The sequence below is a fragment of the Bradyrhizobium sp. SZCCHNS30572 genome (genome assembly GCF_032484415.1).
Taxonomy (GTDB): Bacteria; Pseudomonadota; Alphaproteobacteria; order Rhizobiales; family Xanthobacteraceae; genus Bradyrhizobium.
This window is the reverse complement of record NZ_JAUESY010000008.1, coordinates 283,872-297,325: the sequence shown is the minus strand read 5'-3', so window position 1 is coordinate 297,325 and position 13,454 is coordinate 283,872. Positions and strand designations below refer to the sequence as shown.

14 protein-coding genes are annotated in these 13,454 nt (G+C 65.5%); 7 read left to right on the top strand and 7 right to left on the bottom strand.

Going from position 1 to position 13,454, the window contains the following annotated elements; translation table 11 throughout:
- Positions 1–14 precede the first annotated feature (14 nt).
- From QX048_RS23880 to QX048_RS23860, 5 genes are all read right to left on the bottom strand, one after another.
- A complete protein-coding gene (locus tag QX048_RS23880; protein WP_315825323.1) occupies positions 15–887 on the bottom strand; it encodes an ABC transporter ATP-binding protein in 873 nt (290 codons plus the stop codon).
- Complete coding sequence (locus QX048_RS23875; protein ID WP_315825322.1) at positions 884–1,771, bottom strand: ABC transporter permease; 888 nt, start codon at positions 1,769–1,771, stop codon at positions 884–886. The genes QX048_RS23880 and QX048_RS23875 overlap by 4 nt, the downstream gene beginning before the upstream one ends.
- Entirely contained in the window at positions 1,768–3,183 is a 1,416-nt protein-coding gene (locus tag QX048_RS23870) for an ABC transporter substrate-binding protein (RefSeq protein WP_315825321.1), read from the bottom strand. The genes QX048_RS23875 and QX048_RS23870 overlap by 4 nt, the downstream gene beginning before the upstream one ends.
- 163 nt (positions 3,184–3,346) lie before the next feature.
- On the bottom strand, positions 3,347–4,132 hold the full coding sequence (locus QX048_RS23865; RefSeq protein ID WP_315752353.1) for a Crp/Fnr family transcriptional regulator: 786 nt from the start codon (positions 4,130–4,132) through the stop codon (positions 3,347–3,349).
- A 74-nt stretch (positions 4,133–4,206) separates the two neighbouring features.
- Complete coding sequence (locus QX048_RS23860; RefSeq protein WP_315713523.1) at positions 4,207–4,497, bottom strand: gamma-butyrobetaine hydroxylase-like domain-containing protein; 291 nt, start codon at positions 4,495–4,497, stop codon at positions 4,207–4,209.
- A 254-nt stretch (positions 4,498–4,751) separates the two neighbouring features.
- Between QX048_RS23860 and QX048_RS23855 the strand changes: the two genes are divergently transcribed.
- From QX048_RS23855 to QX048_RS23825, 7 genes are all read left to right on the top strand, one after another.
- Positions 4,752–5,525 (top strand): ferredoxin--NADP reductase, encoded by a 774-nt coding sequence (locus tag QX048_RS23855; RefSeq protein WP_315825320.1) that lies wholly within the window; start codon positions 4,752–4,754, stop codon positions 5,523–5,525.
- A gap of 111 nt (positions 5,526–5,636) precedes the next feature.
- Complete coding sequence (locus QX048_RS23850; RefSeq protein WP_315713521.1) at positions 5,637–7,379, top strand: fumarate reductase/succinate dehydrogenase flavoprotein subunit; 1,743 nt, start codon at positions 5,637–5,639, stop codon at positions 7,377–7,379.
- 21 nt (positions 7,380–7,400) lie between these two features.
- Positions 7,401–7,634: a ferredoxin family protein gene (locus tag QX048_RS23845; protein WP_006609939.1), complete on the top strand. Its 234-nt coding sequence runs from the start codon at positions 7,401–7,403 to the stop codon at positions 7,632–7,634.
- A 2-nt stretch (positions 7,635–7,636) separates the two neighbouring features.
- A complete protein-coding gene (locus QX048_RS23840) occupies positions 7,637–8,614 on the top strand; it encodes a HEAT repeat domain-containing protein (protein WP_315825319.1) in 978 nt (325 codons plus the stop codon).
- Between the two features lie 360 nt (positions 8,615–8,974).
- The gene (locus QX048_RS23835; protein ID WP_315769591.1) at positions 8,975–10,435 is read left to right on the top strand and encodes an aldehyde dehydrogenase family protein; all 1,461 of its coding nucleotides are present in this window, start codon (positions 8,975–8,977) and stop codon (positions 10,433–10,435) included.
- Positions 10,436–10,645: 210 nt separating this feature from the next.
- Positions 10,646–11,050, top strand: coding sequence for a carboxymuconolactone decarboxylase family protein (locus QX048_RS23830; protein WP_315713518.1), 405 nt, complete (start codon positions 10,646–10,648; stop codon positions 11,048–11,050).
- Positions 11,047–11,940, top strand: a complete 894-nt coding sequence (locus QX048_RS23825; RefSeq protein ID WP_315713517.1) for an NAD(P)-dependent oxidoreductase — start codon at positions 11,047–11,049, stop codon at positions 11,938–11,940. The genes QX048_RS23830 and QX048_RS23825 overlap by 4 nt, the downstream gene beginning before the upstream one ends.
- Before the next feature lie 156 nt (positions 11,941–12,096).
- Here QX048_RS23825 and QX048_RS23820 read toward each other — a convergent pair whose 3' ends face one another.
- Both QX048_RS23820 and QX048_RS23815 read right to left on the bottom strand, forming a co-directional pair.
- Complete coding sequence (locus QX048_RS23820) at positions 12,097–12,384, bottom strand: YciI family protein (RefSeq protein ID WP_315752359.1); 288 nt, start codon at positions 12,382–12,384, stop codon at positions 12,097–12,099.
- A gap of 66 nt (positions 12,385–12,450) precedes the next feature.
- Positions 12,451–13,425: a sugar ABC transporter substrate-binding protein gene (locus QX048_RS23815; RefSeq protein WP_315713515.1), complete on the bottom strand. Its 975-nt coding sequence runs from the start codon at positions 13,423–13,425 to the stop codon at positions 12,451–12,453.
- Positions 13,426–13,454: the final 29 nt, after the last annotated feature.

Here is a 13,454-nt window from a genome sequence, read left to right as displayed (position 1 = left end):
GCGGGTCGAGCGCCTCAGAGGATTTCAGCGATCGACTGACCCTGCAGCTCGATACTCAGTCCCTGCATGCCGAGATCGGTGATCTCGCCGCCCATCGCCTTCAGGCTTTCCTCGCGGATCAGCGACATCAGCCCGCGCCGCAGCGCCAGGAATTCCGACGACATCATCATCGCTTGCTGGCGTGGGCGCTCGAGCGGGATCTGGATTTCGGCCTTGATCGAGCCCGGGCGCGCGGTCATGCAGTAGACGCGGTCGGACAGGAAGATCGCCTCGTCGATGTCGTGGGTGACGAACAGCACCGAGATCTTCAGCCGCTGCCACATGTTGGTGAGGATCTGCTGCATGATGATGCGGGTCTGCGCGTCGAGCGCGCCGAACGGCTCGTCGAGCAGCAGCACCTTGGGACCGGTGGCGAGCGCGCGCACGATGCCGACGCGCTGCTTCATGCCGCCGGAGAGGCGCTCGGGATAATGGTTCTCGAACGCCTCGAGGCCGGCGAGCCCGAGCAGAGTGCGCGCCGCGCGTGCGCGCTCGAACTTCGGCATGCCGCGCATCTTCAGCCCGAACTCGACGTTCTCGCGCACCGTCTTCCAGGGAAACAGCGAATATTGCTGGAACACCATGCCGCGCTCGGCGCTCGGACCCGTCACGGCATGGCCGTCGACCGTGACGACGCCGCTGGTGGGTTTGAGGAAACCCGCGACGGCGTTGAGCAGTGTCGACTTGCCGCAACCCGACGGTCCGACGATCGAGACGAACTCACCAGGCTCGACGTGGATCTGGGTGTCGGTGACGGCCTCGACGGCGCCGTCGATGGTCTCGTAGCTCAGGGCGAAGTTGCAGACCTCGATATGGCCCTGTCTCGTATCCGCTGTGGCTTGGCTCATCGCGACCTCCAGGGCATCACCAACTGTCCGGCTGCGCGGATCACGAGGCTCGAGCCGAGCCCGAGCACGCCGATCGCGATCATCCCGAGCGCGATGTCGGCATACTGGACCAGCGAATACGCTTCCCAGGTGAAGTAGCCGATGCCGAACTGCCCCGAGATCATCTCGGCCGCGATCAGCGACACCCATGCGACGCCCATGCCGACGGTGAGGCCGGTAAAGATGTGCGGCAGCGACGCCGGGAAATAGACCTCGCGGAAGATCGCGGTCTCCCGCGCGCCGAGGCACTTGGCGGCCCGCACCAGCACGGGGTCGACCAGTGTCATGCCGTGCAGCGTGTTGACCAGGATCGGAAAGAACGAGCCGAGAAAGGTGATGAAGACGATGCTCTGCTCGTTGGTCGGCCACAGCATGATCGCCATCGGGACCCAGGCGATCGCCGGGATCGGACGCAGCACCTCGGCGACCGGAAACACGATCTCGTGCACCAGCCTGAAGCGGCCCATGATCAGGCCGAGCGGCACGCCGACCAGTGCGGCCAGCGAGAACCCGATGAAGATCCGGCGGCAACTGAGCAGGATGTGCATCAGGAATTTCGGATCGTGGATCGCCTTGGTGAAGCTCGCATAGACGGCCAGCGGCGCCGGCACGTTGGTGAACTTCACGAAGAAGACGACGCGGTAGGTCGTCAGCAGGTGCCAGCCGATCAGGAACAGGATCAGCGACGCGGTGCCGATCAGCACCGACTGCAGCCTGTCCTGGTTCAGCCGGAACCAGCGTGCCGCGCGGGCGGAGACGTCCGGACGGCTCGGCGGGATCGCGGTGCCAGGCGCGGCGGTCACCGCGGCCTGGTCGGGGGATGTCATCAAAGCGGGGCTGCTCAAGTCTTGCCTCCCGCGACCGCCAGCTTCACGGCGTCATCAAGTCCCATCACCTTGCCGCCGATCTTGGCGGCATAGGCCTCGGCATCCTTCTTCAGCAGGAACGGCGCGATCTCGCCATTGGCCGCGGCGAAGAACGCCTGGTCGGCGAACAGCTTGATGCCGCGCGCGGTGTCGAAGACGTAGGCGACGTTGATCTTCTTGCCCTTGGCCTTGTAGTCGGCATAGGCGCCGAGCGTGCAGGTCGCGCTGCTGAAGGCTATGATGCCCTCGCCGTCGACCCAGACCTCGCCGGCCTTGCGCGGCTCGGTGATCGGCCTGTTGCAGAACTTGTCCTCGCCGGAGATTTCGTAGTTCGCGGTGCTTGCGAGATCCTTGTCGTAGTCCAGCTTCAGCTCGGCATAGGCCTTGCGGATGTAGCTGTCGTCGACCCATGTCTTCGGATCGAACTCTTTCATGCGGCCGAGGCTCTGCAACACCTTGACGTCGGTTGCGGCGGCATCCACCAGCGCCGGCTTGATCGTCGGATCCGTGGTCATGTTGCCGCCGGGGCCGAGGAAGATGTAGACGACCTCCTTGTTGATCCCGGTCCATTCCTGGATCTTTTCGGCCGCCGCTTTCGGATCCTGGCGCAGCCACTGGTTGGCGGCGATCACCGCCTTGACATAGGCGATGACGACCTCGGGATATTTTTCCGCGAAGTCGGTGCGGACGACGACGCCATGGAATGTCGGCAGGTTGGTCTGGACGCCGTCGAAGATCTTGCGCGCAAAGCCGCGGAACGGCAGCAGTTCCGCGAACGGCACGAAATCGGCGTGCGCGTCGATCTTCTTTTCCTGCAGGTTGGTCGAGCCGACCTCCGGCGTCTGGCTCACCAGCTGGAAGAAATCCGCCGGATAGCCGCCGTCCTGAAGCGCCTTCAGCACCATGCCGTGTGCGGCCGAGCCGAACGGCACGCTGACCAGCTTGCCCTTGAGGTCGGAGAGTTCGTAGTAGGGCGAGTCCTTGTGAACGACGATGCCGTTGCCGGAGCCGGCGAGGCTGTAGGCGGCGACGGCGATCAGCCGGCTCTTGCTCTCGGGATTGTTCTCGAAGGTGAAGCCGTTCACGATCAGCGGGTAGTCGCCCATCATGCCGAACTGCAGCTTGTTCGCCATCATCCCGTTGGTGACGGGCGGACCGGAGGTGAAGTTCTGCCACTCGATCTCGAACTTGATGTTGGCGTATTTGCCGTCCTTGGGCAGATACTTCTCCAGCAGGTGAAGCTGCCGCACGATGGTGCCGGCCGTCACCGTGTTGGTCGTGGTGTCCTGGGTGCCTATGCCGATCGTGACTGTCTCTGCTGCGACGGGCTGCGCCGCGATCAGGGACAGACAGGTGACGGATAGCAAGAGCGCGTGACGGCAGCGGACCATTCTCATCCCCGTTCGGTTGGATGGCTGATGGCGCCATGATGAAGGCCGCGTCCACGAGCGCAAATCCGGAGTTCGGCAGCGGGTGGATTAGTTGCCGTCAAAATCCGGTTGCGTACTCCTTGGGCAATTTCGCTCATGACAGCCGCTTGCATGAGCAGGCCGGCTAATCCGCGGCCTGGCCGCGCATCTCGTCCAGGACGTCGGGCCGGCAGACCACGATCTGCGAACGCCTGGTGCGGACGATATTCTTTTCCTGCATCCGCTTGAGGCTGATCGTCACCCACTGCCGCGTCGCCCCGACCATGTGGGCGATGTCGGCATGGGTGAAGGCCGCGGCAATGACCTTGCCGTCGGGATCATCCACGCCATAGAGGTCGACGAGATGCAGCAGCAGATGAGCGAGCCGCTCGGTGATCGAACGCGTCCCCAGCATTTGGGCCAGGGCGGAGTAGCATTTTCCCTTGAAGCTCAACCCTTCGATCAGTCCGATCGCGAGATTGGGGATCTCCGCCACCAGCGTTCGCAGCTCCTTGCCGGGAAGCTGGATCACGCTGGCATTGCTGGCGGCGATGCCGGACCATTGATGCACGCCGGTGTCGAACACCTCGGGACCGCCGACGAAATTGCCGACATGCCAATAGGCCAGCGTGATCTCGCGCCCCTGCGGCGACGTATAGAACACGCGGATGCGGCCGCTCTCGACCAGGAAGATGCCGTCGTGCCTGGCGCCCTGGCTGAACAGCGTCTGGCCGCGGTTCAGCACCTTGCGGCGGCCCTGCTTGAGCACCTGCTCACGCTCGCGCAGGCTGAGCCTTTCGATCAGCGACGGCGGGCCGCCGATGGATTGCTGGCTTTCGGTGAGCAGGAGCGACGAACTGGTCACCGCGCGCGCTGACGTCATGGGAGAGGGCACGGCGTCCGCAGCTGATTTGGCTGCCTGCAGCAACATGTCTTGCCTCCGCATTGATCATACTGATCAGAAGCGGAGCAATGTTCGTGCCATCCGTCACCGCGCGACGCACCTCAGGCGGCAACGAGTTCCCAAAGGTATGATTTCGGATAGATGCCGCGATTGTGGCCGTCGGAAAACGCGATGTTCAAGCCGTAACCGAGATCTCCGACCCCGACGATGCCGATCCCGGGAAACTGCGCCGGGAAGCGGCCGTCGAGGCGGGCCCGCCTGCAATGCGCGCACATGCAGGACAGCCGCAGCCGTTCGGCGGACAGCTCCGCGGGAGCGCCGCCGGCATTCCGCAGCCGTAACGACGCCAGGTCGGGACTGACTTCGCTGTTGAGGGTATCGGCTGGAATCATGGCGCCTCCTGGTTGTGCCGAAGCCGGCGTCGTCACGCTAGGGGAGACGGACCGGGGCCCCCAGCAACTAATTGCCTTGTTCGACGGAATGTGGAGCGCGAGGTGCTTCGTTGCCGCGCGCTCGCCTTCCCGCGGAACAATCTTTGCAACTAATCCACCGCCGCGGCGCGTTCGAAATTGCCGAACCGCGCCGTTTCCGCGACATCGTCGTCAGCAACCGCCACACGGCGCGCCCCGCGCCTCAGGAGACGACGATGAGCGCTTTTCAGACCGAGACGGTGTTGTCGGTCCGGCACTGGACCGATTCGCTGTTCAGCTTCACCGCCACGCGGGATCCCGGCTTCCGCTTCCAGAACGGCCAGTTCGCGATGATCGGGCTCGAGGTCGACGGCCGGCCGCTGATGCGCGCCTACAGCATGGCGAGCGCCAATCACGAGGAGGAGCTGGAATTCTTCAGCATCAAGGTGGCGGACGGGCCGCTGACCTCCCGGCTGCAGAAGATCAAAGAGGGCGATCGCATCCTGGTGGGGCGCAAGGCGACGGGAACGCTGATCGCGGGCAACCTGATTCCGGGCAGGCGTCTGCTGCTGCTGTCGACCGGCACCGGGCTGGCGCCGTTCGCCAGCCTGGTCAAGGATCCCGACATCTACGAGACCTACGAGACCATCGTGCTGGCCCATGGCTGCCGCCAGGTCTCGGAGCTCGCCTATGGCGAGCAGCTCGTCGATGGCCTGCGCGGCCACGAATTCTTTGGACCGCTGGTCCGGAACCGGCTGCTTCATTATCCCACGGTGACCCGCGAGCCGTTCCGCAACCGGGGCCGCATCACCGACCTGATCGCATCGGGGCAGATGTTCGCCGACATCGGCGGGCCCGACCTCGATGTCGAGACCGACCGCATCATGCTCTGCGGCAGCCCGGCGATGTTGGCCGAGCTCCAGGTCATGCTGGAGGGGCGCGGCTTCGTCGAAGGCAACCACAGCACGCCCGGCCATTTCGTGGTCGAGAAGGCGTTCGTCGAGCGCTGACTGGCCGGCGCGAAGAAATGCGCTCAGGCGACAACTAATTGCTATCGCCGGGTGCCCCGCTGAACAAGTCTGATCCGGACCGGTGTGACCCCGGCCAAGCAGGAGCTTAGAATGGCAATGGATGAGATCGTCGACGGCCTCTCGGAGGTGTCCTGCGACGTGCTGGTGATCGGCGGCGGCACCGCCGGTCCGATGGCTGCCCTGAAGGCCAAGTTGAAGAATCCCAAGGCGAACGTCGTTCTGCTGGAGAAGGCGAACGTCAAGCGCTCCGGCGCGATCTCGATGGGCATGGACGGCCTGAACAACGCCGTCATCCCCGGCTATGCAACGCCGGAGCAATACACCAAGGAGATCACGATCGCCAATGACGGCATCGTCGATCAGAAGGCGGTCTACAAATACGCCCAGAGCTGCTACGGGATCATCGAGGAGCTCGACAGCTTCGGTATCCGCTTCCTCAAGAACGAGAACGGCGACTATGCCGTCAAGAAGGTGCACCACATCGGCACCTACGTGCTGCCGATGCCGAACGGCGAGACCGTCAAGAAGGCGCTGTACCGGCAACTGCGCCGCGCACGCATCCTGATCTCCAACCGCTACATGGCGACGCGGCTCTTGAAGTCGAGCGATGGCCGCATCGCCGGCGCCGTCAGCGTCAACACCCGCACCGCCGAAATGCTGGTGATCAAGGCCAAGGCCGTCATCCTGTGCATGGGCGCGGCGGGACGGCTCGGCCTGCCGACCTCGGGCTACATGTTCGGCACCTATGAGAATGCGGCCAATTCCGGCGATGGCTATGCGATGGCCTATCACGCGGGCGCGGCGCTCGCCAATCTCGAATGCTTCCAGATCAATCCGCTGATCAAGGACTACAACGGTCCGGCCTGCGCCTATGTCGCCGGTCCCTTCGGCGCCTATACCGCCAACAACGAGGATCGCCGCTTCATCGAATGCGACTATTGGTCGGGCCAGATGATGCTGGAATTCTACAACGAGCTGCTGTCCGGCAAGGGGCCGGTGTTCCTGCAGCTCAAGCACCTGCACGACAAGACCATCGAGGAGATCGAGCACACCCTGCACAAGGTCGAGCGGCCCACGCGGGGGCTGTTTCAGGAGGGCCGCGGCGTCGACTACCGCAAGGAATCGATCGAGATGCACATCTCGGAGATCGGCTTCTGCTCCGGCCACAGCGCGTCGGGCGTGTTCGTCGACGACAATGCCCGCACGACCGTCCCCGGGCTCTATGCGGCCGGCGACATGGCCAGCGTTCCGCACAACTATATGTTGGGCGCATTCACCAACGGTTCGTTCGCCGGGCTCGACGCGATGGAGTTCGCCGACAATCATGATTTCGGCGACATCGATGCCGCCGAGATCGCGCTGGAGCGCGAGCGCGTGCTTGCGCCGACCAAGCGCGAGGATGGCATTCCGCCGAACCAGATCGAGTACAAGACGCGGCGCCTGGTCAACGACTATCTGCAGCCGCCGAAGGTGACGCGGAAGTACGAGCTCGGGATGCGCCGGCTCGCCGAGGTCCGCGAGGACATGCAGGAGCGCATGATCGCACGCAACGCGCATGAACTGCTGCGCGCACTGGAGGTACAGTCGATCATGGATTGCGCGGACATGGCCGCCCATGCCTCGCTGTTCCGCGAGGAGAGCCGTTGGGGGCTCTATCACTGGCGCACCGATTTTCCGGAGAAGGACAACGAGAACTGGTTCTGTCACACGCTGCTGAGCAAGCTGGACGGCCGCATGACCAGCGAGAAGCGGGCGGTGCAGCCCTATGTCGTGCCGATCGCGGACGATGAGAAGGACCTCTACGACAAGCAGCGCATCCGCGCCAGCGCCTGACGATCAGAAGGAGAACGAGACATGCCTCTTGCGACCTATCAGACGTCGGTCCCGGTCGTCGTTGACGACGCCAAATGCATCGCCGACAAGGGCTGCACGGTCTGCGTCGACGTCTGCCCGCTCGATGTGCTCCGGATCAGCGACATGACCGGCAAGGCCTTCATGGCCTATGATGAATGCTGGTACTGCATGCCCTGCGAGGCGGATTGCCCGACCGGTGCCGTCACCGTCAACATTCCCTATCTGTTGAGGTGATCATGTCGAGCCCGTTCGAATCCTACGACGATCTCGACGACGCCGACGAGCGGCTCGGCGCCGCCGATCCGGCGGAGCGGCGGGTCGCGATCATCGCGTTGGGACATTCCGGCGATCCCGCCGCGGTCGCGCATCTGGCGAAGATGGTCGCCGATCCCGACGCCGGCGTGCGCCAGCAGGTCGCCATGGCGCTCGGCGAGTTCGACGGGCCGGAGGCGGCGGAGGCGCTGGTCCAATTGCTCGTTGATCCCGAGCGGATCGTTGCATCGGCAGCCGCCGACAGTCTCGCCGAGTTCAAGGATCCCGCTTCGGCCGACGCCATCCTGCCGCTGGTGAAGCATGCCCACGCCTTCGTCCGGATGGGCGCGTTGCGCGCGCTGAAGGAGCTGCGGCGCAAGGACACGCTCAAGCCGGCGCTGGAGGCGCTGCAGGATCCGGATGCCGCGGTCCGCGTGCAGGCGATCGGCGTCATCGGCTTCCTCAAGCTCGAGGAGTCGATTCCGGCGCTGACGGCGCTGATCAGTGATCCCGATGCGCATGTCCGGCGCGCGGCGGTCAGCGCGCTCGCCTTCTCGCACATGAAGATCGCCGCGGAGACCATCACACGCGCGCTCAAGGATTCCGACTGGATGGTGCGGGAGATGGCGGCCGAGACGCTCGGGCTCAACGTCAATGGTGCAGTCGCCGCCGATCCGTTGATCGCCTGCCTGGCGGATGAGTTCTGGCAGGTGCGCCTGAAGGCGATCCGCAGCCTCGGACGCATGAAGGTGCCGCATGCGGTGCGGCCGATCGGCCAATGCATCACCCACGAGCAGGCCAATCTGCGCAAGGAGGCGGCGGCTGCGCTCGGCGAGATCGCTGCGCCCGACGGCGAGCCGTACCTCGCGCTGGTCGCCGACGATCTCGATCCCGACGTGCGCAAGAATGCGAGATGGGCGCTGCACCAGATCGCGGCGAGCAAGGCGAGAACCGGCGCGTAATCGCGCGCCGGCCACGAGCGTTCCCGACCGCATGGCGGACCGGGCGGTCAGCCAGATGACGAGCCTTGCGACGATCATGTCGCGGCCGATCGCGCGCGAGCCCCGCAGGGCCGCGCGCCGCACGTTCTCGTGCGCCCCACGTCCCGTTCTGGACGGCTCCCGGATTGTCTGACAGAAACGTCGGACGCATCCATCGGGCATCATGACCGCTGCAGCGCAAACGGAGAGAGGGGCCGGTCAGTCCGGCCCTGGTGACACGCCTCCATTGCCGACCGGCTGTCGCGCGGCCGCGAGGGGATGCGCCGTGCCGAGGTCTGATATGACCCGCGGACGAGCTGCAAAGGAAGTCGGAGAGCTGCCATGAACGCCAATGTCAAACTGCCTGCCGCCAAGGGCGTCTTCATCGAGAACAAGTGGCAGCCCGCGCAGTCGGGCCGCACCATTGCGATGCTGGCGCCGGCGACCGGACAGGTGATCGCCTCGATTGCCGCCGGTGACGCGGCCGACATCGATCTTGCCGTGGCGGCGGCGCGCCGCGCGCTGGAAGGCCCGTGGGGCCGGCTCGCCGCGGTGGACCGCGGGCGCCTGTTGTCGAAGCTCGGCCGCCTCGTCGAGGACAATGCCGAGGAGCTCGCGAAGCTCGAAGCGGCCGATACCGGCAAGCCGATGAAGCAGGCCAAGGCGGACGTCGTCGCCGTCGCGCGCTATTTCGAATATTACGGCGGCGCCGCCGACAAGGTGCATGGCGACACCATCCCGTTCCTCGACGGCTTCTTCGTCACCACGGTGTACGAGCCGCTCGGCGTCACCGGCCACATCATTCCCTGGAACTATCCGGGCCAGATGTTCGGTCGCACCGTCGCGCCGGCGCTGGCGATGGGCAACGCGACCGTGATCAAGCCGGCCGAGGAGGCCTGTCTGGTGCCGCTGCGTCTTGCCGAGCTCGCGGCGGAAGCCGGCTTCCCGGCCGGTGCGATCAATGTCGTGCCGGGTCTTGGCGAGGAGGCGGGTGCGGCGCTGTCGGCGCATGACGGCATCGATTTCATCTCCTTCACCGGCAGCCCGGAGGTCGGCACGCTCGTGCAGACGGCGGCCGCGAGGAACCACATCGGCTGCACGCTCGAACTCGGCGGCAAGTCGCCGCAGATCGTGTTCGCCGACGCCGATCTCGATGCCGCGCTGACCTCGGTGGCCGCGGCGATCGTGCAGAACGCTGGCCAGACCTGCTCGGCCGGCTCGCGCGTGCTGGTGGAGCGCTCGATCTGGGACCGCTTCCTGGCCGACCTCACGCTCCGCTTCGAGAAGATCACGGCCGGCACGCCGGAGATGGATCTCGATCTTGGTCCGGTCATCAGCGCGGTCCAGAAGACGCGGATCGAAAACATGCTGGCGCGTGCCGAAAGCGGCGGCGCCAGGCGCGTGGCGACCGGCAGGATCGCCGAGGGCGTGCCGAGCGAGGGCTTCTATGTGGCGCCGGCGCTGTATCAGCACGTCGCGCGCGACTCCGAGCTGGCGCGCGAGGAGGTGTTCGGTCCGGTGCTGGCGGCGATGCCGTTCGACGACGAGGCCGACGCCGTCAGGCTCGCCAACGCCACCGATTTCGGCCTGGTCGCCGGCGTCTGGTCGGGCGACGGCTCGCGAGCGATGCGCGTCGCGCGCAAGGTCAAGGTCGGCCAGATGTTCGTCAATGGCTACGGCGCCGGCGGCGGCATCGAGCTGCCGTTCGGCGGCATGAAGAAATCGGGACACGGCCGCGAGAAGGGTTTCGAGGCGCTGTACGAGCTTGCCGCGATGAAGACCCTGATCGTCAAGCACGGCTAGCGGATTCGCATCTCCGATCAATTCCGCCGTGCGGACGTCACTGACAACGCCGCCCGGCGTTGTTGTTGTCAGTCCGCGCGGCGAGGCGCCAGAGCATGATCCGGAAAAGTGGAAGCCGGTTTTCCCTCGCGACAAACGCCGAAGGCGTTTGCGCGGAGATCATGCTCAAACAACGAGATGACATCAGGGTTTGCAGAAGGAGACGAGCGGATGAGCGACGAAAAAGAACTGTTCGAGAAGGGCCTGAAGGTGCGCCGCGAGGTGCTCGGCGCGGCCTATGTCGATGGCAGCCTCGCCAAGGCCGACGACTTCATGATGGCCTTCCAGCACATCACCACCGAAATGTGCTGGGGCTATGCCTGGACCCGGCCAGGGCTGGATCGCCGCACCCGCAGCATCATCAATCTCGCGATGCTGACCGCGCTCAGCAAGCCGAGCGAGCTGAAGCTGCACGTCAAGGGCGCGCTCACCAACGGCGTCACGGTCGACGAGATCAAGGAGATCCTGCTGCACGCGACCGTCTATTGCGGCATTCCCGCGGGCCTCGAGGCGTTCAAGGCCGCGCATGAGGTGCTGGTCGCGGAGGGTGCCATCGCCAAGAAGGACGGCGCATGAGCGCGCCGCAAAAGGTCCTGTTCGTCGGCATCGGCAACATGGGCTGGCCGATGGCCGCGCGCCTGCTCGGCGCCGGCTTTGCGGTCGCCGTCAATGACGCCGTGCCCGGGCGGGCTGCGGAATTTGTCGCCAAGGTTGGCGGTGTCGAGGCCGGCGACCTCGCGGCCGCGGCGGGGCAGGCGGATGTCATCATCACGATGCTGCCGACCAGCAAACATGTCGCGGAGGCCGTCGGCGCACTGCGCGCCGGCCTGACGCGCGATCACATCGTCATCGACATGAGCTCCGGCGCGCCGTCGGCGACGCAGGCGATCGCCGCCGATCTCGCCCCGCTCGGCGTCACCATGCTCGACGCGCCCGTCAGCGGCGGCGTGCCGCGCGCCGTGACCGGCGAGCTCGCGATCATGGCCGGCGGCGAGCCGGGCGCGCTCGACCGCGTCGAGCCGCTGCTGCGCGCCATGGGCACCACGATCCACCGCATCGGCGGCCTCGGCTCGGGCCAGGCGATGAAGGCGCTCAACAACCTCGTCTCGGCCGGCGGCTTCCTGATCGGCGTCGAGGCGCTGCTGATCGGCCAGCAGTTCGGCATCGACCCCGGCCTGATGACCGACGTGCTCAACGCCTCGACCGGCATGAACAACTCGACGCAGAAGAAGTTCAAGCAGTTCGTGCTGTCGCGCCAATTCAACAGCGGCTTCGGGCTCGACCTGATGGTGAAGGACCTGTCGATCGCGCTCGAGGTCGCGCGTGCCGCCGGCGTCGCCGCGCCGTTCTCCAACCTCTGCCGCGAGCTCAGCGCCAGCGCGCAGGGGATGCTCGGACCCGGGCAGGATCACACCGCGCTGGCGAAGCTGAGCGAGGCGCTGGCCGGCGTCGAGCTGAAGGGGTGACTGGTGCTACTGCGTCGCAACCACCGTCATTCCGGGGCAAGGCCGCGGGCCTTGAACCCGGAATCTCGAGATTGTTTTGCGTCCACACCTGACAATTTCCAGATTCCGGGTGACGGCGGAAACTGCAACTGCTGAGATCCGCGTGACGCAGTCGGATTAACCCTGGCGCCGCAGGAACCCGGTGATCGTCACCTTCTCCCAGATCCCGGCCGCGGCAAACGGGTCGGCGCGGTTGAACGCTTCGACCTCGGCGCGGCCGGGAGCCTCGACCAGGAACAGGCTTCCGATCATCGTCGAACCATCGTCGGAGACGAGCGGGCCGGACATCACGATGGTGACGGGCAGGCGGGCGCTGTCGCCGAGATAGGCCTTGTGCGCGTCGTAGTTGGCAAGCCGGACCGGCAGCGCGTCCCGCTTGTCGAGCGCGTGAATCGCAAACAGCATGAATTCTCTCCGCAAAGTGAAGCAGGACGGCTGCGTGCCGGCCTGCTTCCCGACTGATGGCTGATCCTATTTCGCGCTGAGCTTGCCTGCATCCTCGAAGCTCGGGCAGGTGCGCTGCTCCAGCGTCACGTCGAACGGCTGATAGTTGTCCTTGGTGATGACGGTCGGCTTCAGCACGATCTCGTTGATGACGGGCTGGCCGCGCAATGCGCGGACGGCCATCATGGTGCCGAGGCAGCCTTGGGCGAAGCCGTTGTAGTCGCCGCTGGCGAGCAGCTTGCCGGACTTGATGGCGTCGATCGCCTCCTTGGTGCCGTTGATGCCGATCACCTGCGCCTTGCGGTCGGCGCCGTCCAGCGCCTCGATCGCGCCGACCGCCATGGCGTCGTTGGCGGCGAGCACGCCGTCGATCTGCGCATTGGACTGCATCAGGTTCTCCATCACCTGCAGGGCCTGCAGGCGCTGATAGTTGCCGGGCTGCGACGCCAGCAGCTTGGCGCCGGGGTTCTCCTTGAGCGCGTCGTTGAAGCCGCGGACGCGGTCGACATTGGTCAGCGAGCCCTTGACGCCTTCGATGATGACGATGTTGCCCTTGCCGCCGAGCGTCTTGAGCAGGAAACGTCCGGTCTCAAGGCCCAGGCTGTAGTCGTCGGCGCCGACGAAGGCGACGAACTTGCCGCCGGCGGAGCGGTCGGTGATGTTGACGACGGGGATCTTGGCGTCGTTGATCTTCTCGACCCCGGGCACCATCGCCTTGTAGTCGACCGGCGTGAACACGATCGCGCTCGGCTTCTTCACCACGACGTCCTCGATCTGGCTGAGCTGCTCGGGGATCGAGTCCGGCTTGGTCGGGATGTAGTGCAGGATCTTGGCGTTGAGGACCTTCGCCATGTTGTCGGCGCCGACGCGCACCGTCTGGAAGAACGGATTGGTCTGGTTCTTGGTGAAGACGGCGATGGTCTCGCCGTCGGCGCGGGCCTGCGTCGCGCCTGCGGCGATCAGAAGTGACAGAGCGAGACAGCGCGTGATCCTTTGTTGCATGTCGTTTCCTTCCCTCGTTTTTTGGTTGT